Annotated in this window: 18 protein-coding genes; all 18 read left to right on the top strand. The window is 58.1% G+C overall.

Annotation, left to right across the window (positions count from 1 at the left end):
* The first annotated feature begins 232 nt into the window (after positions 1 to 232).
* The 18 genes from CFB89_RS14510 (at position 233) to phaP (ending at position 24,181) form a co-directional block, all read left to right on the top strand.
* Positions 233 to 1,108: a restriction endonuclease gene (locus CFB89_RS14510; RefSeq protein WP_089468468.1), complete on the top strand. Its 876-nt coding sequence runs from the start codon at positions 233 to 235 to the stop codon at positions 1,106 to 1,108.
* A 13-nt stretch (positions 1,109 to 1,121) separates the two neighbouring features.
* Complete coding sequence (locus tag CFB89_RS14505) at positions 1,122 to 5,132, top strand: NACHT domain-containing NTPase (protein WP_179233439.1); 4,011 nt, start codon at positions 1,122 to 1,124, stop codon at positions 5,130 to 5,132.
* Between the two features lie 466 nt (positions 5,133 to 5,598).
* Positions 5,599 to 6,090: a TIR domain-containing protein gene (locus tag CFB89_RS14500; protein WP_089468466.1), complete on the top strand. Its 492-nt coding sequence runs from the start codon at positions 5,599 to 5,601 to the stop codon at positions 6,088 to 6,090.
* A 34-nt stretch (positions 6,091 to 6,124) separates the two neighbouring features.
* The gene (locus CFB89_RS14495) at positions 6,125 to 7,291 is read left to right on the top strand and encodes a toll/interleukin-1 receptor domain-containing protein (protein WP_089468465.1); all 1,167 of its coding nucleotides are present in this window, start codon (positions 6,125 to 6,127) and stop codon (positions 7,289 to 7,291) included.
* Positions 7,288 to 7,926 (top strand): hypothetical protein, encoded by a 639-nt coding sequence (locus CFB89_RS14490; RefSeq protein ID WP_089468464.1) that lies wholly within the window; start codon positions 7,288 to 7,290, stop codon positions 7,924 to 7,926. Before CFB89_RS14495 ends, CFB89_RS14490 begins: the two co-directional genes overlap by 4 nt.
* A 40-nt stretch (positions 7,927 to 7,966) precedes the next feature.
* Positions 7,967 to 8,575 carry a toll/interleukin-1 receptor domain-containing protein gene (locus tag CFB89_RS14485; protein WP_089468463.1) on the top strand — a complete coding sequence of 203 codons (609 nt, stop codon included), beginning with the start codon at positions 7,967 to 7,969 and terminating at the stop codon, positions 8,573 to 8,575.
* A 146-nt stretch (positions 8,576 to 8,721) separates the two neighbouring features.
* Positions 8,722 to 9,507 (top strand): toll/interleukin-1 receptor domain-containing protein, encoded by a 786-nt coding sequence (locus tag CFB89_RS14480; RefSeq protein ID WP_179233438.1) that lies wholly within the window; start codon positions 8,722 to 8,724, stop codon positions 9,505 to 9,507.
* A gap of 58 nt (positions 9,508 to 9,565) precedes the next feature.
* A complete protein-coding gene (locus CFB89_RS14475) occupies positions 9,566 to 11,047 on the top strand; it encodes an SIR2 family protein (RefSeq protein WP_089468462.1) in 1,482 nt (493 codons plus the stop codon).
* Between the two features lie 89 nt (positions 11,048 to 11,136).
* Positions 11,137 to 11,718: a TIR domain-containing protein gene (locus CFB89_RS14470; protein WP_089468461.1), complete on the top strand. Its 582-nt coding sequence runs from the start codon at positions 11,137 to 11,139 to the stop codon at positions 11,716 to 11,718.
* A 122-nt stretch (positions 11,719 to 11,840) separates the two neighbouring features.
* Complete coding sequence (locus CFB89_RS14465) at positions 11,841 to 12,788, top strand: toll/interleukin-1 receptor domain-containing protein (protein WP_089468460.1); 948 nt, start codon at positions 11,841 to 11,843, stop codon at positions 12,786 to 12,788.
* A 1,038-nt stretch (positions 12,789 to 13,826) separates the two neighbouring features.
* A complete protein-coding gene (tssI, locus tag CFB89_RS35330; protein WP_089468459.1) occupies positions 13,827 to 19,814 on the top strand; it encodes a type VI secretion system tip protein TssI/VgrG in 5,988 nt (1,995 codons plus the stop codon).
* A complete protein-coding gene (locus CFB89_RS14455) occupies positions 19,811 to 20,212 on the top strand; it encodes a hypothetical protein (protein WP_089468458.1) in 402 nt (133 codons plus the stop codon). Before tssI ends, CFB89_RS14455 begins: the two co-directional genes overlap by 4 nt.
* A gap of 22 nt (positions 20,213 to 20,234) precedes the next feature.
* On the top strand, positions 20,235 to 20,501 hold the full coding sequence (locus CFB89_RS14450; RefSeq protein WP_089456946.1) for a PAAR domain-containing protein: 267 nt from the start codon (positions 20,235 to 20,237) through the stop codon (positions 20,499 to 20,501).
* Positions 20,502 to 20,747: 246 nt separating this feature from the next.
* Entirely contained in the window at positions 20,748 to 20,948 is a 201-nt protein-coding gene (locus CFB89_RS34880) for a hypothetical protein (protein WP_179233437.1), read from the top strand.
* Positions 20,949 to 21,079: 131 nt separating this feature from the next.
* A complete protein-coding gene (gene mug / locus CFB89_RS14445) occupies positions 21,080 to 21,610 on the top strand; it encodes a G/U mismatch-specific DNA glycosylase (protein WP_089468457.1) in 531 nt (176 codons plus the stop codon).
* Positions 21,597 to 22,217, top strand: a complete 621-nt coding sequence (locus tag CFB89_RS14440; RefSeq protein WP_089468456.1) for a DNA-3-methyladenine glycosylase — start codon at positions 21,597 to 21,599, stop codon at positions 22,215 to 22,217. The genes mug and CFB89_RS14440 overlap by 14 nt, the downstream gene beginning before the upstream one ends.
* Positions 22,218 to 22,330: 113 nt before the next feature.
* On the top strand, positions 22,331 to 23,095 hold the full coding sequence (locus tag CFB89_RS14435) for a ParA family protein (protein ID WP_089468455.1): 765 nt from the start codon (positions 22,331 to 22,333) through the stop codon (positions 23,093 to 23,095).
* Between the two features lie 501 nt (positions 23,096 to 23,596).
* Positions 23,597 to 24,181, top strand: coding sequence for a TIGR01841 family phasin (gene phaP / locus CFB89_RS14425; RefSeq protein ID WP_089468454.1), 585 nt, complete (start codon positions 23,597 to 23,599; stop codon positions 24,179 to 24,181).
* Positions 24,182 to 24,194 lie beyond the last annotated feature (13 nt).

Below are 24,194 nucleotides of genomic sequence, written 5' to 3'. Positions count from 1 at the left end.
GGAGCCTTTGATTTTGGTACCTTTGTGGACGATTCGAGCGGTAATGCCGCGTCAGCACAATCCATTTCGGCATCGGCGACAGTTGTAACTTTTGTCGGCATGTGGTTCGTTCGGACGCTTGCGTGGGTGCTTCTGGAGACTCAGCACGGGCGGAATCGCATCCGGCATGGACATCGCTGCGTCGATTCAATTTGCGCTGGTCAGGTAAGGATTGCGATGCCATTATGGAGCGATGCGTGCTATCCCCTCCGCCCATGAGTTGTCTGCCGTACTTGCGCCACCCAATGAGGTGCCGTCAGAGCTTCCCGTCTCTACGCGTGTCCAGATCCTACCGTTTGAAAAGCTGACTTGGCAAAATTTTGAACGTCTTTGTCACCGGTTGACTGCGCTAGATGGCGATGTCGAACATTGTGCGCGTTACGGAAGGCAGGGCGATGCACAAGAAGGTATCGACATCTTTGCGCGCCGAGCTGACGGCCGCTACCATTGCCTCCAAGCTAAGCGTCATCATAGCTTTGGCCCCGCCAATCTGCGCGACGCTGTCGACCTGTTCGTTGCTGGCAGCTGGGCTGCACGTGCCATTCGCTTTACTATCGCAGTCCAGGCATCGCTCCGATCGACTGCGGTGCAAGAGGAAATTGAGCGCCAGACACGACTGCTTGTGGAGCGCGGAATTGCCTTTGCGGCGCTCGACGGCGAGGATCTCACAGACCGTTTGCGCGCCCACCCGGTACTCGTTGATGACTTCTTTGGACGCTCCTGGGTCGTTGCACTTTTGGGGCAGGACGTTGCCGACGATCTAGGCTCGCGGCTCGACGGCGTGGCCTTCGCGCGTGTCCGCGCGCAGTTGGCTCGTGTTTATGAGGCGCAGTTCCAGCACTTCGACCCCGGCAGCTTTGGATCGGTTAGCGACGAGGATAGCCGCCCCGCACTAACCGTGCTCGAGCGGTTTCTTAAGCCGGACATGCTGGTGCGTGAAGTCGCTCAGGCCCGCGAGCGTAACCCAGGCGCTGAGACTGCGAGCGAGCGGAGCACCAGTGCTGCGGAATCGCCACGAACTAACTGTATCGCCCGACGAGACCCGGTCAAGCGATACCCTCGCAAGTAGCCGAATGCGTCGCGTGCCGCTCCCTGAATGGCTTGATGACAGCCAACGGCTAGTGTTGTTGGGCGACGCGGGGTGTGGCAAGAGCACGCTGCTACGCGCTATTGCGCTCGATCTGCTTCACGGACAGTCATATTTTCCCGAGCTCGCAACGCGTTGGGGGCAGCATATCCCTGTATATATCCCGTTTGCGCGCTGGTCTTCGCAAGTGGCGCGAGACCGTCACACAATCGGTATCAAGGAGATCGTCCGGCGTTCACTCGAGCAATTTCTCACCGGTTCAATCGTGGATCTGCTTGACAGGGTCATTGACGACAGACGCGCTCTGCTGCTCATCGATGGTCTTGACGAGTGGAGTGTCGAGCAGGCTGCCCGCTCGACACTGAGTGCGCTGGTCACTACTGTCGAGGCACATGATATTCCCGTCATAGTCTCGGGGCGGCCCCGAGGTTTGAGCCGCATCGGTTCGCTCCCCTATAACTGGAAACGTGGGTCTATCGCACCTCTGTCAGTTTCCCAACAGTCCGCTATTGCGGTGCGCTGGTTTGAGCGGTACTCCGCGGTGTCGTCTGTCAGCATCGGAATTTCTGAGGCCAGCCTGCGAAATAATCGATTTATGGCCGAACTTGCGCGGGACGCCAACCTCGGCGCGCTTGCGACGGTACCACTGCTACTTGTCGGTCTTGTGATCCTCGCATTGCGCGGCCAGATCCTTCCGCGCACGAAGACCGACATCTACGACCAGCTAGTCCGCGTCCTGCTCGAACTTCACCCAGACAGGCGTGCGACGGCCTCAGGCGACACTGAGTCGCGCTTTCGCCACGCGATTGATCCTTTGCAAAGGCGTGCGGCGATCGCTAGATTGGCATACGCGTTGCGCAAAGATACCGGTGGTGCCGGCATGTCATTACTTGACGCGCGCGAGATTCTTCGCGCGTATCTCGCATCGCCGCAGGGTTTCGATCTCGCCGATGCCGACGCTGCAGTAATTGCCGGCGAGATCCTTGCAGTCAATGCAGAAACTCAGGGGTTGCTCGTCGAAAAGGCGCTCGGTGAAGTTGGATTCGTCCATGCGAGCTTCGAAGAGTTTCTAGGCGCCGAGCATATCGGCGGCTGGCCGTTCGGCGAGATCGAAGTGTTCGTGCGTGCACATGCAGGCGAGGGCCGCTGGCGAAACGTCATTTCCAACCTTATTGGTCGTATCGAGCGGCGCGACGAGTTCGATCGGTTGGTAGCGGTCATCGAGACAACCGACTCCGACGAAGTCGCGTGTTTTCACCGGCAGGCTCTGCTCGGCGACATCGCATTCGGCGCGGCGATGCGCGCGACAGCGACGACCAGGCGACTGGCGTTCGCGGCCATGCAACGGGTTGAAACCGAGGATTGGCTACCCGCGCGTCGTGAGGCGCTGGCGTCAGTACTAAAAGGTCTCGTCGATCCGGCATTGAAGGACGACGTCGCGCAGTGCCTCAGCCGTTGGTTGCCTGCGCGCGTGCTTCACCGTGCACCTTTGATCGCTAAGTTCGGCGCATGGCAACCGACCGCACAGCTTCAAGACCTTCTATTTCGGGCCATGCATGACGAGGATCGCGGCGTTCAACGGGCCGCAGCGGCGGCCTATGCTAGGGCCTTCTCCACTTCTGCTGATGCCGGTCAGCGGCTTGTCGACGGGTTGGCTTGCACACGCGATCTTGCAGCGGCTGCCGCACTTCTTGAGAGTCTTGCGATCGGTTGGCAGGACGCGCCTGGGGTAGCGCCTCTGTTCGAGGAGGCTTGGCGTCTGCACGAACGTGAGCTTGGTTTGGTCGGAATCCTGGGGCTCGCTGCGAGGGGGAGGGCTTCCGACGAAGCAAGGGATGCCGTGCTGCGCGCGCAAAACTTTTGGTCGGATATTTCCCATCCGTATCGCGAACTCGCTTCGACGATGTTGATGAAGTACTGGCCCGGCAATGACACGCTCATCAAAGGGGCGCTCGGCCGTGCGTCGCGTCAATTCGATTCGCCCTGGGAGTTGGACGTCGCGTACGCCTACCTTATGGAGTCGGCCGTCGGCCGAGATGATGTTCGCACTTGGATTCTCGCTGAACTCGGTCGAGACCATCCATTCAACGTCATGGGTGGCAGTCAGCGCCTCTGGTCCCAAGTCGGTCGTTTCGCCGCCGCCGACCCCGAAATACGCCTCGCTGCCAATAACCACTGGCTTCAGCCCAAGAACCGGGTCATCGGAATGTACAACATGCCGATGTATGTTGCGCAGGTCGCTGATCCACCGATTGCTGCGATGTTGAAGGAAGTTTTGGGAGATCAGCAGAACGGGTTCAATCGCTACTGGGCACTGACAGCACTATTGACTGGCTGGGGGCGGGATCATGTCGAGGTTAGATCGGCCATCGACTCACTCGCCGATGCAGCTGACGAGGACCTAATAGATCTCGCTTCCTTGCTTCCGATGATCACGCGAGAGAAGGCGGTAGCGCGCGAGAAATTGATTCGCATGGCGAAGCGTTGCGAGCTTCGGCGTGATCTGCTTACCATCGGATTGGAGGGATGCGGATGCGACGCGGCAGACAATGAGGCCGTGGCGGCAATCCTCGCCTTTCCCCGGCAGATGAACGAAAACGCATACTATTCGCTCTTTCGCGCATTCGGCTCAAACGCCAAGGTTCGCGCGCTCGCACTGGAGCTAGCCTACGAGGCCGACGGACCACTCGCAGCAATCGCGGCCGCGTACCCGGACGACCCCGAATTCACGCCGGTGCTGTTAGATGCAGCAGTACCGTTGCCGGTAGATCTACGTACGCAGGTCATTGAGGTTGCTGCAACCGGAGCGACTGGAACGGTACTCGAGGTCGTCTTGGCTCAAGCTATGTCCGAGGCCGATCCGGAGTTGCGTGCACGTATGGTTATCGCCCACTATCGTGCGCTGCCGTCCGATGGACGCGACGCGGCTAGGCAGACGCTCATCGCCAAGGCGGTTGAGGTTGGTCACAACAATGAACCTGTTCGCGCTGCGGCGCTCGCAGGGCTGGTAACAATCGACGCGCTCGACGCGCTGGCGACAGTCCAAATACATGGAAGACCGCTTCCTATCGAGACTGGTGGCCTTATAGAAGGCATCGATTCCGTTGAGCGGATGATTTGTGAGCGATTTGCCGAATTTAAGACTGTCTTCGGCGACAGCTTGTCAGAGCGGATTAGATCGATTGGGCAAGGTAATCGACTCGTAGAGATCCTCTCCGCGGCGCCGGGCGCTTCGCCAGCCGCCCGAGCAGAATTCCTCGCGCTTGTCGAGCGCGGAGAGATCCAACACACACTATACGCTACACGTATACTGCGCGCGCTTGCCGCCGAACGCCCCCGTAGTGACCTTCTACTTGCGCGATGCTGGGACATGCTCGACATCAGCGATGGGCGGAATGACCGCGCGATGGTTAGCGCCGACGTCGGCTTAATTTTGCGGGACCACTTCACGGGAGACGCGGATGTGCGTCGGCAACTTATAAGACGGTTTAGGCAAACGCCGGCCGTCGTCACTGCAATCCCGCTCGCGATCTTCGCACCCGATGCTGAGGAGTTGACACTTGTCACGAATTTTGAGGAGCTGGGGCACGAGTTCGCCGATTGGACTGTGGCAGTTCACGTGGCGGCGCGCCGGGCCGACAGCGCCGCATTTTGCAAGCTACTAGAGACTATGGTGACTCGGCGGTGGCGTTCACAATTCGACGCGCAGCAGATCACGAACCTAGCGGTCGAGGAAAGGCTCCAGCGAGACCTGAAACTTGAAGTATTGTTGAGCGCTCGGATCGCTCACGATGTCGATCCAAGCGTCAGCGGCAGCTTTGCACGCTATCTGTCCGCAGCAGGAAAACTCGGTCCGGAAGCGCGTAGCAAGGCGCTCGATCTTCTTCAGGCATTTGGCACCGGGCAACGATTGCCAGTCGCGGGCTACGATGCGATAGCCGATCAATGGCGATCGATACGCGCGACTCTGCTTGACGCTGTGTCCGCCGGACTTGAACTTGGCTAATGCAGGTGGCTTTTAAAAAAGCGATGGAGCAGCTGTGGCGATTGAAGCAGGCGCGCCGGTGATAGCAGGTCCGACTGGTGCTCGCTTTTGATAGGAACGGCTCGGGAACTCGAACAATCAAGAGAGAGAATCAGCTGCTTGCTTTCGGCTGCTAATGTCAGCCGGAAGCAGGCCAACTTTGGTTACTCGACATTTATATCGAGATCGCTGACAATCAACAATGCCACCTGCGCTTCACGGCGTATGCTGTGTCAGTCTGGTCAAAGTGAGCGATGTGCGTCGGAATTTCAGTTTTTTGAAGGCTCAATAGAATACGACGGCGTTCTCATGCAGACTGTGCCGATTGCTTGGTGTCTATGTGCGGCAAATCAGAGGTCTATCGGACTTCTGCCCCGCGGAAATTTGCGGACAAGTCAGCTGTGATCTGAAGTAAAGCCAGAATTAGAACACGCTATCGGAGAAGCTAATGACGAGGAAAGTATTCTTCAGCTTCCACTTTGATGCTGATAGTTGGCGAGCGTCCAAGGTGCGACAGATGGGCGCGCTCGAAGGTAACGAGCCCGTGTCCGGCAATGATTGGGAAACGGTCAAGCGTGGCGGTGACGTAGCGATTGAACGCTGGATCGCTTCCCAGATGAGTGGCCGCACATGCGCGGTGGTGCTTGTCGGAGCGCAAACGGCATCACGTCCGTGGGTTAAGTACGAGATCCGTAAGGCGTGGGAAAGGGGCTTGGGCGTGGTCGGCGTGCGCATTCATGGATTAACGGACCAGAACCTGCGGACGGCTACGCCCGGTGCTAATCCGTTCGCAGGGTTCAATCTTAGCCAGACGTCGCTTTCTCAAATCGTTCCGCTGCACGATCCGGCAGGACTCGACAGCAAGGCGGTCTACGCTTCCATCGAGAAAAACCTCGATGCCTGGGTGGAAGACGCGATCAGGATTCGCGCGAAATACTGAAGCGGATCCGGGCTGACACGTTGGGAGGCATGCGTTGAGCGTCTATGAGATTGGAATTCTGGGCAGCCTGTCGCAGACAGATTGCGAAGTGTTACCGGCAACGCTCGCGGGACTGATACAGGAATTCGGCCTTGCCATAGGCGATGAAGTCAGGATCCGTATTGCGGACGAAGTGCGTGAGCGCAACCGGCATGCGGCGTTTGTTGCTGCATACTTCGGAGCGACGAAGCAGGTTGATGTAGACCTGGCGCGAGAACTCGTGCGTGCAAGTGCGCCGGTCATCCCTGTCATTGGCGTCGCCGATGATTTTGCAGCCTGCGTGCCCGACGTGCTTTCCCATGCGAATGCTCTGCGCCGGCGCGCCGGCGACACTCGACTCACTGAGCTTGCGACGGCGTTACTTGAGTGCATCGGTCTGTTGCGGCGTCAGCGGCGCGTCTTTGTAAGCTATCGCAGGGTCGACTCGCGCGCCGCAGCACTGCAGCTTCACGACCTTATGAGCGCCCGGGGATTCGACGTGTTTCTCGATACGCACGACATCCGCCCCGGCGAAGCGTTCCAAGAGGTCCTGTGGCATCGGCTGTGCGACTCCGACGTCATGGTCATGCTCGATACGCCCACGTACTTTGAAAACAAATGGACGCGGCAGGAACTGGGCAGGGCACGCGCGAAGGAAATCCATGTGCTGCGTGTCGTGTGGCCGGACCACACGCCCAATCGCGCCATGGATCTGGCCGAAACGATCTATCTGGATGCGAATGAACTTGTTGGTCCCGATGGACCAATCGCCGATGCTAAGGCCGAACAGATCGTGTTGGCCGTCGAGAGTCTGCGTAGTCGCAGCATCGCGTCTCGCTATATGTCGATTACGGGTAAGCTGCGAGCCGAGATCGAACGTGTAGGGGGGGAGATCATCGGTATTGGCGCACATCGGGCCATATCGATTCGACTCGACGACGGACGTACCATCTGGGCGTATCCCGTAGTGGGCATCCCAACAGCCGAGTTGCTCAACGATGTCGCTGACAAGGCCAGGGCGGCAAATCATGACGAGACGCCGATGCTGGTTTACGACCACGTCGGGATCGGCAAGCAATGGCGAACGCACCTGGAGTGGCTTGATGAGAACATCGCGTCGGTCCGTGCAGTCCCGGCGGCGGACGCGGGCTGGAAACTTCCGGCCTGGGAGACACCGGCGTGAAGAACGCAATCTTCCTTTCCGCAGGCGTGCCGGACCCTCGCCGAGGCCCCGAGTTTGCAGCGACAGCCGATACGGTGGCGATTACTGCTGCTGTATCGGCGCTGGTGCACGTCGTCCTCGGACGTCGCGTTCTAATCTGGGGCGGTCAACCGGCGATCACTCCCATGATATGGGTGGTCGCCGAGAGCCTTGGCGTCGACTATGGCGCATGGGTTCGGCTATACCAGTCACAACATTTTCGCGATGAATTTCCGGAAGACAATGATCGCTTCAGAAATGTCGTCTACACCGACGATGTGCTCAAGGACAGGGAGAAAAGCCTTTTGCACATGCGGCACCGGATATTCACGGAACACGAATTTGAGTCCGCCGTGTTTATCGGTGGAATGGGCGGAATCGTCGCTGAATATGAACTGATCCGGCAACTGCAGCCATCTACCCGGGTGATTCCGATTGCGACTACGGGTGGGGCGGTGCTCAAGATTGCCGCGCAGATGCCGTCGCTCGACGAGGACCTCGTCAATGACCTTGACTACGTGTCATTGCTTCACAGGCATTTGGGCATTTCCGTACGGGAACGGCGATACCAACGTCCTGACGAGCAGCCGGCCGATGTACAGGACCGCTATGGTTGAGCGGCGCTGCTGAAGCACGCTCTACAACACGACTGCCAAAATGCCACTACTAAATGAGCGCAAGATGCGCGATCGGGCAAAGCATCGCGCAAACGCTGAAAAACTCGCTGCCCACGAGTGCCTGGACCGGATCCGTAACCAGTCACGCAAGCGATACGACGTTTTCCTGTCGCAGACCATGCGAGACGCCGAAATTGTGCTCGGTGTCTATGATTATCTCGAGCAACAGGGCTACTCGGTGTACTGTGACTGGATCGAATCGCCAGAATCGGATCGCGCGGCCGTTACTCCCGCGAATGCAGCCGCAGTGCGCGAGGCCATGCGTGCGAGCGATACGATGCTTTTTATCGACACGCAAGGGGCAGTTCAATCCCGCTGGATGTGCTGGGAGCTTGGCTGGTTCGATGCCGCGAAAGGCCACGTGGCGATACTGCCAGTGGTATCCCAAGACACGGAGTACTATCACGGGCGCGAGTTTCTCGGGCTGTACCCCTACGTGCGGATCGACATCGAAGGCGATCTCGAAATCGTGAGGCCGCCTGCAACGGGTCCGTCTGGTGTCACGCTGTTTGAGTCTCCCAACAGCGAGTCGTTTCTGCGGTGGCGCAGATCGACTTCGGGTTTTCAACGTCCGAAGGTAATCGGATAGTTCAGGGTAACGATTGCCACGGGGTGCGACTGTCTTTCCCGTGTGCACATTATGGTGCCAGGCGCACCGGTGCGCATGAGTATTCATAACAACCAGAGCGGCGGCAAGCGACATGCAGCTGTTTCAATAAGAACCTGGAGATCAGGATGTACCGGGGATTCAACCTTAAAATTCAAAATGGCAACCCCTTTGGCACGTATAAAGACAGGGGGAAGGCTCTTTTTGACACCGATTCGGGAAGGATGCGTCCCGAGATCACTCGCTACGTCAAGGACGATGCGATCGACGCGACCCAACTGCAGGCCGACTGGTTCGGGGCGGAAAATGCTGAGGTGTTCATCTCGCACTCGCACCGGGACGTCGACTTGGCGCTCAGTCTTGCAGGATGGCTCGATGCCAAATTCGGTCTTCGCGCCTTCATCGACTCCACCGTTTGGGGATATTCGGACGATCTCTTGAAGCAGATCGACAACGCGCATTGCAAGAACGATGACGAGAAAACCTACAGTTACGAGGCGCGTAACCGTTCGACTAGCCACGTCCATATGATGTTGTCCTGCGCACTTTCGACGATGATAGATCGCGCTGAATGCATCATCTTTCTCAACACGCCCTCGTCGATTGTGGTCAAGGAATCCATCGACGATGCGGGTGCATCGTTGACGGCTTCGCCGTGGATCTATGCTGAACTCACGACCAGCAAGCTGATCCGCAAACGCATGCCTTCCCGGGTCGTCCTCGAGTCTATCGAGAAGTCTGGCAGGGAGCGGATCATTGCCGACAGCGCGACACCATTTCATTACGAAGTGGAACTCTCGCACTTGGCAAACCTGAACCACAACGACCTGATCCGATGGCAAAACGCGGAACGTCGCGGCACGGACGCCCTGGATGCGCTGTACGCATTCAAGCCGCAGCCAAACGAAGCCTAACCTTCAGCACGACAGGCCGACTTTTACATCCACGTGACTTCGCGGAGCACTACCATCTATGGCAACAAGGCAGGTAAAAGATGTGCCCTCAAAGTTCTCGGGTGAGGTGAGGGCGTTTATCCGTGCCTTCACGGATGAACTCGTTGACAACAACGTTGCAATCTTCGCTGGCGCAGGATTGTCCGCATCGCTAGGCTATGTTAACTGGAAAGAGTTGCTGCGCAGCGTCGCAGAAGAGCTGGGGCTGGACATCGACCGCGAGACGAATCTGGTCGCGCTTGCCCAGTATCACTTGAATGAACGCAGAAACCGTTCGGAGCTGAATCGACGAATTGTTTCGGAGTTCAGCGATATACGTAAGCCGACGACTAACCACGAGATTCTGGCGCGGTTGCCGATTTCGACGTACTGGACGACCAACTACGATCGGATGATCGAAACTGCGCTTGAGCAGGCGAACAAGGTCGCAGACGTCAAATATGAAGTCAGGCAGCTGAAGAAGACGACGCCGAACCGGGATGCGGTCGTCTATAAGATGCACGGTGACGTCGAGCATCCAGACGATGCCGTACTGACCAAGGACGATTACGAAGGTTACTTTCGCAAGCACGAACCGTTTGTCACCGCCCTGAGCGGCGACCTGACGGCAAAGACCTTTCTTTTCCTCGGTTTCAGCTTCAGTGATCCGAATATCGATTATGTGATGAGTCGCGTACGGGTCACACTGCACCAAGCACCGAAGCAGCATTACTGCATCATGCGTCGGGAGCAGAAAAAGGCACGGGAAAAAGGCGCTGACTTCGAATACCGGAAGCACCAGCAGACGTTCCTGATTAAGGATCTCGCCCGCATTGGTGTTCACACGCTGCTCGTTGACGAGTATGGAGACATCACTCGCATTCTTGCCGCCATCGAACAGGAGTACCGGCAGCGGACGATCTTCATTTCCGGCAGCGCGGACGATTTTTCGCCGTGGAAAATTGACATGGCGAACCAGTTTGTTGCCGGCCTCAGTCAGGCACTAGTCGAAAAGAAGTATCGGATCGTGACGGGTTTTGGGCTCGGCGTTGGTCCTTCCGTGATCGCTGGCGCACTCGATCCGATACTGCGGGACAAGCGCAGGTACCGGCAGACGCAGCTGGTCGCCCGCCCGTTTCCAATTGCCATCAGTGACCCGCGGGCAAGGCGCAAGGCCTATCAGCACTACCGCGAGGAAATGATCGGGCTCGCGGGCATCGCGATCTTCCTGTTCGGTAACAAGCGGCAGGGTGATGACATCATCGACGCCGACGGCGTTGCAGCCGAATTCGACATGGCTGTTGACCAGGGACTGAAGGTGATCCCCGTGGGCGCGACGGGCTACGTTGCCGCGCGGTTGTGGAACAGCGTGATGGATGAACTGCCCGCCTTCTATCCGAATGCCACTGTGGGATTCCGGGGGGCATTGGAAGCGCTAGGTCCAACCAGTCGCCTGTCAGATCCCAGATCCGTCATCCAAGCAGTTGTAAAGGTGGTCGAGGCCATCCGCTCGAACGCCTGACGGGGTTCACTGCAAGGTAAATTTGCGTGCTGGGTATGACGAGTTAGGCCTCGTTGAAATATCAGTGATCAGAGGGAGTATGGCAAATTATGGCAAAACGCGTATTTTTTAGTTTCCACTATCAGGACGTCATTGACTTTCGAGCAAACGTCGTGCGCAACCACTGGGTTGCGAAGGAAGACCGGGAGGATGCGGGATTCTTCGATGCGTCGATTTGGGAAGAGAGCAAGAAGAAGGGCGCAGCTGATCTGAAGAAGCTGATCCACGACGGGCTCGACAATACGTCAACTACCTGTGTGCTGATCGGCTCGCAGACATACGCGCGACCCTGGGTGCGTTACGAAATCTTCCGAAGCATTTATCGCGGAAATAAAACATTCGGTGTCCACATCAATCAGATCAAGGGAAAGGACCAGAAGGTTAAGGTGAACGGACCCAATCCGTTTGACTATCTGGCGCTGCGTTACAGCTCAGATGGCACGTCAGTTGAGCCGATGGAGGCCGAAAACGGTAAATGGGTTGCGTCGTCCACTATGTCTGGCTACACCTTGAAGAACACGGCCGGCGATGCCAAACGCGGCAAAACCATGCGACTGTCGGAGCTCGGGTATCGCACGTATTGTTGGTCTGCCGACGAGGGCTACGATTCGTTCGCCACATGGGTCGGTTGAACAAGCTGGCGACGCCCGTATCCTGCAGCGTTGCCGATCAGAAGGCGCTGATCTCAGGAGACGAGGCTCGTCGCAGCCCCTGAAGCATACCATCAGAATAACCCACTGAATGATCGGGAATCATGCACCGTGCAAGCTCCTCTTCCTTACCTGTATTTGTCTCATACGCTTGGGGTGATTCCGCCGGGCAGAAAAAATCGTGGATTCACGAGAAGATCGTCAGTCCGCTCGAACTTAACGGGTTCACGGTCTTCTGGGATCACGAAAGTATTTTGCCCGGTCGGTCGTTTACGCAAGCAATCTCAGCGATGTTGCGCGAAGGCGACGTGGATATTCTCTGTATCTGCGACAGCGATTTCATCAACTCGGCGGGTCGGTCACACTCCGGTGTGGCTCAGGAGCTTGAGATTCTCGCGGGAGAGGCTAGCCACCGGGACATCAGGATCATTCCGCTCGTGGTCGAAAGCCTGAACGAGTCAGCGTTGCCTGCGTTGTTGGCAGACAGGCGATGCGTTGACCTGACCACTCTTATCGAGAGCGGCACGTCTATCGGTGGCACCCTAAAGCTCGTGCTCGAACACGCAACATCGCCGGTTATCGAAAAGGACATTGCAGATCGAGTGCGAAGGACTCGCATTTATGATCGCGCCAGCGTCTACTTCGGAGCGCAATCCTGGGAGGTTGTTGGCGACCCAGTTACGCGGCGCGTGTTAATCGGCGATTCGAGACCTCTGTTACCGGCGCGATGGATGTACGCTGACCACCGGTTCTCGGATCATGTGAACACCAGAAGGGACAGGTATGAACCAGGAGCGGGTATCTGGCATTGGGAGTACGGACCTGCGGTGCGCACAATGCTAACCCTGGGTGTCGCCGTATCGTCGGAGTTTTTTTCGCAACAGGTGAGCGAACACGTTGGCGATATTGTTACCGTTGGCTACGAGATTGCACGGAATGTCATTTGTCTGACGAAATACGCGGAGCCACTGATGTTTGACTGGTCCGATTGCGTTCAGATGTTGCTTGGGGGCGACCGATGGACCGATGCACTGGATCGTCTGATCCCCTGACGGTCTGTTCGCTCGGACCCGTATGCTCGGGGGCAACGAAAGTGGAGCGACGGCACGGTGCTGGCGAACGTCTGCGGCCGCTGGTTGGACGGGTGGCCCGTCAGCAGCACTGGGGATGGAGGGCGCCGGTAGAAAGCGGACCCAAAAGACTGATGATTCACTGCGTATGATCGGTGACAAGAGCTTAGACTGATCTCAATTCAGCGCGCGTCGCGCATCGAGCATCACCCAATAGGCGCATGGCATGTCCAGGGCCAATCTTTACGGTTTTCAGCGGTCGGCATTGTGGCGGTCAGTCTGTCCTTCGTCGCGTGACAATGTTTACGGAATATCGGAACAGAACCGTTCTAGGAGGAACGTTAGCTCCTATTGTAAGGATGGACCCGAATTCTCGCGCTAAATCAACGATTTAGCTTGGGTCTTCGGGTCCTTTTTTCGTTTACACATTTTTCGATCTAGGCGGAACGTGCATAGTCGATGAAAAATGGGTTCCATTCGTCGAATGGAGCCTAGCGTGATCCGATACGCAATTCGTGAAGTTCGTCTTGAGAGCGGCGAACGCTTGCCTCTCTTGGTGCACGGAGACCCACTGGGTTTGCCGGTGCCAGAGATCGTGGAATATTCCATCGCGAAGCTACGTGCGCATGGGCTTCGACGAAGGAGCATTCACCATCGAGCCGAAGCGCTTGGGCTGTATGCGCCGCAGAGACGAGAAATTCTAAAAGGGCAGAAGGGGCTAAATTGATCTGTTCCTACGCTCTGTGCGGCGGCAAGTTTCTTCATTCGACAGACGCGGCGAACTGAAAGTACGCTCCCTGACGGGCGTAAGCTGACGCGCGCCGACAAACAAGTTCCATCTCATGACGGCGAAAAGCGATGTGGCACCGCTTATCTCGAAAAGTTTGCACTTCCTGACAGTCAGCATTCAGTATCATCGTATGATGATATGAATGCTCACCACTTGGAGGGGGCATTTCGTTTGTAGGGGGGCGGGCCGCCTCCAAGTCCAGCTAGACCAACAAGACGGGACGATAACGTATGCCGCCGCTCTCCTTTGCCGAGATCGCGAAGCAATTCTTTGCGCTTCAAAATAACCGACTGTTCACGATCAAGACACCGCTGTCTGGACGGTCCGACCTCGTATTGACTGAATTTCGATGCGAGGAAGGGCTGGGTCAGTTGTTCGAGATTCAGCTCAAGCTGGCTTCGCAGGATCCGAACATCGAGCTCAAGAAACTGATCGGAAAACCGGTCGCAGTAACCCTGCAATTGACCGATGCGATCGCCAGTTCCGAGGAGCGTTACTTCCACGGCTATGTGACGGATTTTGAGCACACAGGCATGGACGGCGGCCTCGCGATCTACGAAGCGACTGCTCGGCCATGGATCGCGTTCATGGATCGGCGGCAGGACATCAGAATCTTCCAAGAGCAAACGGTTGAAGAAATTCTGATTGCAGTATTTCAACGCTATCGAAAGTTCGGCGATGTGGAGATACGGCTACTGAAGCCGACCGCGAACCGCAGCTACTGTACGCAGTACAAAGAAACGGATCGGGCATTCGCTTTGCGTCTCATACAGGAAGAAGGACTGTTCTTCTATTTCGAACACAAGAAAGATGCCCACACACTGATCATTACCGACACGTCAACGAACGCCCAGCCGATCTCCGGGCGTAGTCCGATGCTGCGGTACTCGACCGACGAAATACTGGACGATGAACAAGTGGTCACGTCGTTCGTTGCGCGCCGGCAATTGACGTCCGGCAGCACGACGCTCAAGACCGGCGACTACAAGGCACCGGCTGCGAGACGCCTGGTCGAGCGCGACACTGGCATTAATCAGGGCGAGGTCGACAACTACGAAGTCTATGATTATCTGGGCGCCCACGGCTTCCCTGACAGCGACCGCGGCGAACAGTTGGCGAGGTTCCGCGCTGAAGCACTCGCCGCACATAGCAAGTTTTTCGTCGGCGCCACTCATTGCCGACGGATCGAGCCCGATCGCTACGTACAAATCGAGGCCCATTACGACCATGAGCGCGCCCAGCCCGAGGATCGCCAGTTTCTGGTGACCTGGGTCCGACATCACGGTACGAACAACTATCAGGCGCAGCCCGGCGTCGCAACGTACACCAACGAATTCCGCTGCATTCGCAAGAAGATCCCTTACCGTCCACTGCTGACGATTCCTCGACCGGCCATTATTGGCGTCCAGACCGCTACCGTGGTTGGCCCTCAAGGTCAGGAAATCTATACCGACGAACTCGGTCGCGTGAAAGTGCAGTTCCCATGGGACCGGCTGGGCAAAAGCGATCAGGGTAGCTCGTGTTGGGTGCGCGTCTCACAGCCGTGGGCGAGCGCGGGCTTCGGGATGATTCAGTTGCCCCGCATCGGCGACGAAGTCGTCATCGTTTTCAGTGACGGAAATCCCGATCGTCCGCTGATCATTTCGTCTGTCTACAACGCCCGGAATACGCCGCCATGGAGTTTGCCAGCAAACGCAACGCAGAGCGGGATATTGACGCGCTCGAGCACGGGCGGTGACGTCAATACAGCCAATGCGCTTCGCTTCGAAGATAGGAAGGGACAGGAAGAAGTCTGGCTGCATGCGGAGAAGGATCAGCGCATCGAGGTCGAAAACGACGAGTCGCATTCGGTTGGTGTCGATCGACAAAAATCAGTTGGACAGGACGAGAAGGCGCAGATCGGCCGGAACTGGACGCTCTCGACCGGAGGCGTCAAGGTTGAGACGGTTGGGCTGGCATCGGTACAAAGCGTTGGTCTCGGCAAGATGCTCAACGTTGGACTTGCCTACAACGTCAACGTCGGCGGTCTGTTCTTGCGTAATGTCGTGCTGCAGATGGCGAGCACGGTCGGGATGAGCCGAACGGATCGTGTCGTAGAGGATTGGACCGCGCACGTGGGTCACGCCTACACGGTAACGGTGCGCGGCAAGGCGGTCGGGGACGCCGTCAAGAAGGATCAGGAGGCGCCGCTCGAGATCTCTCCGGATTTCAGTCCGCAACTTCCAGATCACGTCACAAGCGCGGATAGCAACCAGATCAGGATTACAGATCAGGGCCAGGCGAGTCTGTCGGGTGCATCGACTGCGCAACTGATTGGCCCCGGGGGGACGATTACGATTGATGCAGCAGGCATCCATCTCAAGGGCAAGGGTATTTATCTCGAAGGGCCAGTAACGCAAAGTGGCGGCAGCGCCAAGGGTCTTGCGCCCGTGACCGAGGCTGATTGCGCGGAGTGTGCCAAAAAGACGCAGTCGGCGCACCCTGTCGATGTAGCGACCGGCCAGAAACTGCTCACTCACGACGATTTCACGCTACCCGGCCGGGTGCCAATCCGCTGGAATCGGCGTTACCGTAGCGCAGATCAGCGGACGGGCAGTTTCGGTGTTGCTTGGAAGCTCCAGTATTCGACCGAAGTTCAACGGCAGACGACCGCTGGAATATCGAGGCTGGTCTATTTTGACCTCGATGGCCGTCAGTTGCATTTCCCGCTACTTGAGCTCGGCCAGGAATGTTTCCATCCAGTCGAGAAATTCACGCTCGCGCGCCTTGACGATAACGAAAGCGGGCAGCGTTACGCGATTCGCTTCGCAAGCGGAATCATCGAAACATATGAACAGCATCCGGCTGACGCGATGCGTTGGCAACTTGCCCGGTATGAAACTCGGGATGGCCAAGCTCTGACGTTCGGTTATACGCCGATGGGTAGCCTGCGGGAGGTGCGAAATAACGTCCATACGGTGACGTGCCAACACGATGAAGCCGGCCGCATCACTGAAGTCCATTGGGTAGATGGGCATGGCGATTCGAAACGGAAACTCGCTGCCTATCGCTACGACGAAAATGGTGACCTGGTCCAGGCGATCGATCAGGGTAATCGAACTTGGCGGTACGCTTATCAGCATCACCTGTTGACCCGTTACGAGATGCCGGCGGGGGCAGCCTTCGTGTCCGAATGGGACGGCGATACACCGCAATCGCGCTGCGTACGTACCTACGCATATACCCGAAACGAAGACGGCAAGCCAATAGTCACGCGCGATACACGCTTCGACTACCAGGCGTCGGTTCGGATGACGCGTGTCACCGACATGCTTGGGAACGCAACGACGTATCGGTACAACGGGCTGTGGGCGGTCGACCAGATCACTTACCCAAACGGCAGCACCGAGACAACCGAATTCGACGAAACCGGCAACATTGTCGGGCGGACGGACGCGCTGGGCCGAACAACGCAAGCGGTATGCGACGCACAGGGTAGCCCGGTCGCAATTCGGGATGCCGCGGGTCACTTGACGCGAATCGAGTACAACGATCTGAATCTGCCAGTGCGCATCACGGATCCTGCCGGCCAGATCTGGCAGCGCGAGTACGACGCGGACGGACATCTTGTGAAGGAAATCGATCCGCTGGGGAATTCTGCAAGCACCGTATTCGAGAATGCCCTCCCGGTCACGCACACGGATGCTCTTGGTAACGTGACTCGTACTCAGTGGAACGAGGCTGGCCAATTGATCGCCCGTACAGACTGTTCGGGATTCACGACGCAGTATGCGTACGATGAGTTTGGTCGCCTAACCAGCCAGACGAACGCGTTGGGTCAAACGAGCAAATTCCACGGCAATGCCTCGGGAAAGCCGGCTGCCGTCGAACCCGCAGGGCTCGGCGTATGGAAGACCGAGTACGATCAAGCGGGACGAGCAATTGCACATGTCGATCCGCTGGGGCGAACGACGCGTGTGACCTGGGATGAGTATGGCCAATCTGTTGGCGTCTCGGATCCAATGGGTGGTCGGACCTCGTTCCAATACGATGAGCTTGGACGGCTTGTTCGTTTGACGAACGCGAAAGGCGAGCACTGTACGTTCCGTTACGACGCTCGGGGACGTATCGTGGAGCAGACCGGATTCGACGGCCGTCGACAGCAGGTCGCATATAACGCTGCAGGCGAACAGATCGAGCAAATCGATTACGGCCAAGACGGGCAAATGCGCACAGTGCTGCTGTACGACAATCTCGGCCGTCCGATCGAGCGGCGCCTTGGCGATGGCACAAGTACGGCGTTCATCTATGACGAACGAGGTTTGCTCAAGCAATTGCACCATCGACCGGCAATCGGCGTCGAGTCACAAATCACTTACGAGTACGATGCCGCGGGGCGACGAGTCGCTGAGCTGCAAGCACACCACGGCCGCGTCTGGAGACTCCAGCATCAACTTGACGCGATTGGCAACCGCAGCCAGACCATGTTGCCGGACGGGAGCGTGCTGACTTGGCAGCGCTACGGCCGCGGACATATCCACGGATTGCTGTTGGATGGCGGGGTGCTAGCGAGCTTTGAGCGCGATGCGTTGCATCGAACGATTCAGAGTACACAGGGACCGATCGCACAACTTTTCCAATATACCGATGCCGGTCAGTTGGCATCGCAACGATTGCAGGACCTCGACGAGCGCGGCGAGCCACGCGCAGAACCGCGACCGTGGCGCTCATGGGAGTACGACCCGAGCGGGCAATTGACCCGATTGGCGGACACTTGGCGTGGTGACAAGCGGTACCACTATGATCCGCTCGCCCGCTTGATTGGTATCGCCCAAACAGGAGGGGAAGCAAGTGCTGAGGTGACAAACGAAGCGTTCCAGTACGATCAGGCGGGGAACCTATTGGCGCAAAGTGCAAATGGCGCGGTGTTGGAGTCCGCGGCTTTGATCGGGCCGAACGTGATCGGCGATCGGCTGTCGCGTTTTGTCGATGCGAACGGAGAGGCGCGCACGCTATTCGAGTTTACTTACGACGGACATGGCAACCGGATCGGACAGACGGTACAAGCTGGGCGAGAAGCGTCCCCTCCTCAACCTGCATCGAGCCTGATTGGTAGGCTATTGTCGAGACAGGACTCTCCCGGCGGGCAGGAAATCACGGCCGCGCCGCGCTCGACGAGATACTGGTACGACGGTGCGCATCAACTCTCAGGCGTTGAGCATGCTGACGGTGCTCGAACCGAATACAGATACGACGCAATTGGCCGACGAATTGCGAAAATCCACACGCCTGCAAACGAAGCACCTCGAACGACGTTGTTCACTTGGGACGGCGATTGGATGCTGCAGGAAGTGTTGGCAGGTGCGTCGCCCCGAGACGATTCGGTGATTACATATATTCCGCATCCAGACCACAGGGGGCCACTGGCAAAGCTTGAGGGTGGTAAGCGCTATCACTATCTAAGCGATCATTTGGGCACGCCGCAAGAACTGGTCGACGACGAGCGTAAGGTGGTGTGGGCCGTCGATCTCAAAGGCTATGGCCAAGCGCGGATGCATATTTCAGAGGAAATTGACAATCCGATTCGATTCCCAGGGCAGTATCGCGATCTGGAATCCGGCTTGTACTACAACCGATATCGGTATTACGATCCTCAAGTAGGGCGGTACATTAATCAAGACCCGATCGGGATTGTTGGTGGTCTAAACAAATTTGCATATGCCGAATCGAATCCGGCGTCTGAATATGATCCGCTTGGGTTGTATACGCCAGGTAAGGATGGAGTTACCGGTGTTGACGCAGACGGAGTTCCGTCGTTTGATGAATCGAATCCGAGATTCCATTCATACAATGTGGTTAATTCTTGTCAAAAGACGAATCCAAAGTGCAACTACAAGAGTGCAGTTGAAGGATTGCTTCGATATCCTGCTCCCGGTGCGTCGGGGGAACCCATCAAGAATGGACAAGAAAGCTTTGCGTTACCGGTAGGGTACGTGCATCATGTTGTCAAGGATGGTGGCGCGACGGTAATCAACGTTACCGAGCCAGGGCGCCACTTGCTCTCACCAGGGATTGTCAGGCGATGGGTATCGGACGACGGTAATTCAATCAGTATCCATACTTACGGCGAGGGAACCGGATATCTCCCGAAGATTAATGAATGGGCTGCTGATTCGTTGTGGGGTAAAGTCGATGCAAATATATTTAAATATATGGGGTGTCAAGGAGATAAAAAGTGAGATTCTCTGAGTTGCTTGGAGCGAGCTTGACAGCCGCAATTGTGGGCGGAGTGTTGATTGGGCTTCTTTCCATTCGGGACTTTGGGATTGTCTCGCTTTTGTTCGCCGTCGTTGCGTTTGTAGTCGCATTTTTTTCGGCAATGGTTTTGTCTTACCCGATGGCTTGGGTGAAGGCGGTGATTCCATCAGGCGCGATTTTCCCTGTGGTTATCATCGCTGGTGGAGTTGCGGCTGCACTTATTCTTGCAGTGCTCACGAAGGCATCGTGGGCGGACATGTTGGCGATCAACAAGATGTTGTTGCTGTACTCGGCCATTGGCGTTGTGTGCGCGATTTCTGCTTTTGGTTACGTTGAGAGGTCCGTGATTTTTGAAGGACTACGTAAGTTATTCGGATAGATAGTGCGACGCGGAGGCTGCATTGACAAAGCCGATCATTCGCAAGGGTGATTCAACTGATCATGGCGGCTTGGTGCTCGAAGGCTTCGAGCGTGCCGACCTAAACGGTCGCCCACCAGCAGGTATTGGACACATGGTTGCGTGCCCGAAATGCAGTGGTGTCTTTCCCATTGTCCAGGGTTCGAACCAGTATGCGATAGACGGTCGACCGGTAGCGCTGGATGGGATGAAGACCGCGTGTGGCGCCGCGCTAATAGCGACTCAACAGACGTTTGTCGTGAGTAGTTGAATCTGACAGGCTCTTGCTGTCTGGGGAGCCGAGCTACCGTCACCAAATGCATGCCTGCAATACCGGCACGTCGATTGGGACTGGAGATTTGCAAGCTGTGCTCAATGACGAGGCGCTAGCGCAGCGTTCGACACGGGGATCCTGCAGGAGCGCTTGATCTTCGACTGAACCCTGGCAAAAAGCGATCGCTACGCCGAGAGCATGATGCGCTTGTTATCGTATACCGTTGCCTATAGGATATGAACCTTGAGCGACGTAGTCGATTCGGTGGTGAGCAGCCCGCCGTTCGAGGCGCAAGGGTTCACGATTTCGATCGCATCGGTCATCGTACAAAGGGCTTGCCTAGCCTTTGCTGGACGGTTCGTTACAAGTGGCCATCATCGTTCATTGGAATTTGTGGCGCTTCAAGAGGTTGGCAGATTTTTTTACAGTGGCATGTTCCGCTAACCGTTCTGATCGCCAGTCGCACCTTCGCATCACGATGGGCCCGAATGTCCGAGTCAAGCCAGTCGCTTGGCCCGGGTTTTCGGGCCTTGTTTCGTTTACGTCGTTCCCGCACGCCGCTCTCCGGATCAAACGTGGCTGACGCACTTCCCGACCTCATCTGGCCCCATCTCGACGTCCTGTTCTGCGGGATCAATCCCGGCCTGCTCGCGGCCGCGACCGGCCATCACTTCGCGGGGCGGAACAACCGCTTCTGGCGCGTGATCCATCTCGCGGGCTTCACGCCGACGGAACTTTCGCCGCAGGACGATCGCGCGATACTCGGTTACGGCTGCGGGCTGACGGCGGTCGTGCCGCGGCCGACCGCCCGTGCCGATCAACTTTCGCGCGCGGAATTCGCCGCCGCGGCCGCCGGGTTCGAGCAGAAGGTCGCGCAGCATGCGCCGCGCTTCGTCGCGTTTCTCGGCAAGGCGGCGTATTCGGCGCTGTCGGGACAACGCGAGGTCGCGTGGGGGCTGCAACCCGCCCGCATCCAGCATGCGCGAGTGTGGGTGCTCCCGAACCCGAGCGGCAGAAACCTCGCATTCGGGCTCGCCGATCTGGTCGATGCGTACCGCGAGCTTCATCTCGCGGCGACGACGGAGGAGCACGATGCGGCGCAGTAAGGCGGCGCCATGGCCGGGCACCATCGTGCCGCGCGCATTCTTCAATCGCATGGCCACCGAGGTGGCGCCGCAACTGCTCAACAAGATCCTCGCGGCGGCGGACGGCCGGGCCGGCCGCATCGTCGAAGTGGAGGCGTATGCGGGGGCGCTCGATCCGGCCGCGCACACCTATCGCGGCAAGACGCCGCGCAACGCGACGATGTTCGGGCCGCCCGGGCACTTCTATGTTTATTTCACGTACGGCATGCACTGGTGCTGCAACTGCGTGTGCGGCCCGGACGGCGCGGGAACGGGCGTGCTGATCCGCGCGCTGGAGCCGCTGCACGGGCTCGACCGGATGCGGGCGGCGCGGCCGCCGCGCACGCGCGATCGCGACCTGTGCCGCGGGCCGGCCCGGCTGACGCAGGCGATGGGGATCGGCGGCGCGCAGGATGGCGTGGACCTGGTCGGCGCGCGCGACGGGTTCGCGATCGTCGACGACGGGATGGCGCCGCCCGCCGATCTCGCGGGCGGGCCGCGCATCGGCATTCGCGTCGGCCAGGATCTCCCGTGGCGGTGGAGCGTGCCCGGCAACCGATACGTATCGGGCGCGGTGCCGCGTATCTGACGCGTGCGGCGTATAAGTCGCGTACCAGTCGCGCCCGATTCGACCCGCGTCACGCGGTCGCCATTATTGATCGGCTAAGCTGGCCGTTTCGGCGTTTCGATCGAGGAGGCACCATGCGGCGGGTCGTATTCAACCAGAAGGGCGGCGTGGGCAAGTCGACGATCGTCTGCAACCTGGCGGCGATCAGCGCGAGCGAAGGACTGCGCACGCTCGTCATCGATCTCGATGCGCAGGCGAACTCGACGCGCTACCTGCTCGGCGACGCCGCGGCCGATGCGCAACCGGGCGTCGCCGGCTTCTTCGAAACCGCGCTGACCTTCAACTTTCGTCCGGTCGACGTCGCGTCGTTCATCCACGCGACGCCGTTCGACGGGCTCGACGTGATGCCCGCGCATCCGGATCTCGACACGCTGCACGGCAAGCTCGAATCGCGCTACAAAATCTACAAGCTGCGCGACGCGCTGAACGAGCTCGACATGTACGACGCCGTGTACATCGACACGCCGCCCGCGCTGAATTTCTATACGCGCTCGGCGCTGATCGCGGTCGAGCGCTGCCTGATCCCGTTCGACTGCGACGATTTCTCGCGCCGCGCGCTGTACACGCTGCTCGAGAACGTGAAGGAAATCCAGCAGGACCACAACGCGGCGCTCGAAGTGGAAGGGATCGTCATCAACCAGTTCCAGCCGCGCGCGAGCCTGCCGCAGAGGCTGGTCGACGAGCTCGTCGACGAAGGGCTGCCGGTGCTCGCGTCGCGGTTGTCCGCATCGGTGAAGATCCGCGAATCGCATCAGCAGTCGACGCCGGTGATCCATCTCGAGCCGGCGCACAAGCTCGCGCAGGAGTTCCGCGCGCTGCATCGCGAACTGGCCGGCTGAGCCCGCATCTGCCCGCATCGACCGAGGCCGCTTCAAGCGGCCTTGTTTTTATCGCAGCCCATGATTCTTCCGATCATTGATTCCGTTATTAATAATACCGGAAACGATTTCATAATAAATCCCGAAAAACGATTACATGGGCGTTCGCTGCGTTTCAATGCAGGCCGGTTTTCTAATAAACAGAATAATGAGTGGGTAAATGTTGCTCGGGGTCATGATGCGGTATGCTGTAAAAAGGTAAAAAGGCATTGCCGGTCGGAGCGGGCGATATCCTGTCTGATATTTCGGCGCGTGCCCGAGGCTCGGCGGTCGCCTCAAAGGGTAATAAGGGTTTATACTTATCATTAATGCCATTTAATTGACAATTAATCGATCTAGAATGGCTTCCTTCAACTTCCCGCGCCCAGCCAGGCGACGGGTTGCCAATAAGGAAGCGACTGTCGATCAAGCTTCCGTTTTTCTTTACGTTTGTCTCTCGCATTGCCAACAGGAGCGTGCCCGATGTCCGTATTTGCCCCCGAAAAACTCGCCGCCGATTATCAATCCGGTATCGCCGCGTGGTTCGCGGTCGCCCGTCCGGCGATCCAAGGTTTCGAGGCTGTCGTCGAACTCAACCTGCAAGCGGCCCGGACGGCGCTCGAGGAATACGAGGACAAGCTGAAGAACGCATTCAACAGCAACAACCCGGCGGCGGGCTTCGCGCAGCAGGTCGCGGCGCCGCAGGAAGCGGCCGGCAAGGTCGTGTCGTACGGCCGCCATCTGTTCGACATCGCGGTGTCGACGCAGTCCGAATGGGCGAAGGTCGCGCAGGCGCAGTACGAACAGAACGACAAACGCCTGAAGGACGTGCTCGGCGAACTGTCGAAGCATGCGCCGGCCGGCTCGGCGCCCGTGGTGGCCGCGCTGAATTCGGCGCTGTCCGCGGCGAGCGCCGCGGCCGATTCCGTGCGCGCGGCGACGGGGCAGGCGATTCAGGCGGCGCAGAGCGGCTTCGATGCGGTCGGCGAAACGGCCGCGCGCGGCGCGAAGCAGACGGCGGCCGCCGCCCGCAAGGACGCAGCGGCTGCGCGCGAATCGGCTGCGTAATCGCATAAATGCG

The sequence above is a fragment of the Burkholderia sp. AU16741 genome (genome assembly GCF_002223345.1).
In the GTDB taxonomy this organism is placed as follows: domain Bacteria; phylum Pseudomonadota; class Gammaproteobacteria; order Burkholderiales; family Burkholderiaceae; genus Burkholderia; species Burkholderia sola.
This window is presented reverse-complemented; position numbering and strand designations above follow the sequence as displayed.

Excerpts from the sequence above, each read along its gene's own strand:
- CFB89_RS14510 (WP_089468468.1), top strand. The coding sequence starts at position 233 with ATGCGTGCTATCCCCTCCGCCCATGAGTTGTCTGCCGTACTTGCGCCA.
- CFB89_RS14500 (WP_089468466.1), top strand. The coding sequence starts at position 5,599 with ATGACGAGGAAAGTATTCTTCAGCTTCCACTTTGATGCTGATAGTTGG.
- CFB89_RS14485 (WP_089468463.1), top strand. The coding sequence starts at position 7,967 with ATGCCACTACTAAATGAGCGCAAGATGCGCGATCGGGCAAAGCATCGC.
- CFB89_RS14480 (WP_179233438.1), top strand. The coding sequence starts at position 8,722 with ATGTACCGGGGATTCAACCTTAAAATTCAAAATGGCAACCCCTTTGGC.
- CFB89_RS14475 (WP_089468462.1), top strand. The coding sequence starts at position 9,566 with ATGGCAACAAGGCAGGTAAAAGATGTGCCCTCAAAGTTCTCGGGTGAG.
- CFB89_RS14470 (WP_089468461.1), top strand. The coding sequence starts at position 11,137 with ATGGCAAAACGCGTATTTTTTAGTTTCCACTATCAGGACGTCATTGAC.
- CFB89_RS14465 (WP_089468460.1), top strand. The coding sequence starts at position 11,841 with ATGCACCGTGCAAGCTCCTCTTCCTTACCTGTATTTGTCTCATACGCT.
- tssI (WP_089468459.1), top strand. The coding sequence starts at position 13,827 with ATGCCGCCGCTCTCCTTTGCCGAGATCGCGAAGCAATTCTTTGCGCTT.
- CFB89_RS14440 (WP_089468456.1), top strand. The coding sequence starts at position 21,597 with ATGCGGCGCAGTAAGGCGGCGCCATGGCCGGGCACCATCGTGCCGCGC.
- CFB89_RS14435 (WP_089468455.1), top strand. The coding sequence starts at position 22,331 with ATGCGGCGGGTCGTATTCAACCAGAAGGGCGGCGTGGGCAAGTCGACG.
- phaP (WP_089468454.1), top strand. The coding sequence starts at position 23,597 with ATGTCCGTATTTGCCCCCGAAAAACTCGCCGCCGATTATCAATCCGGT.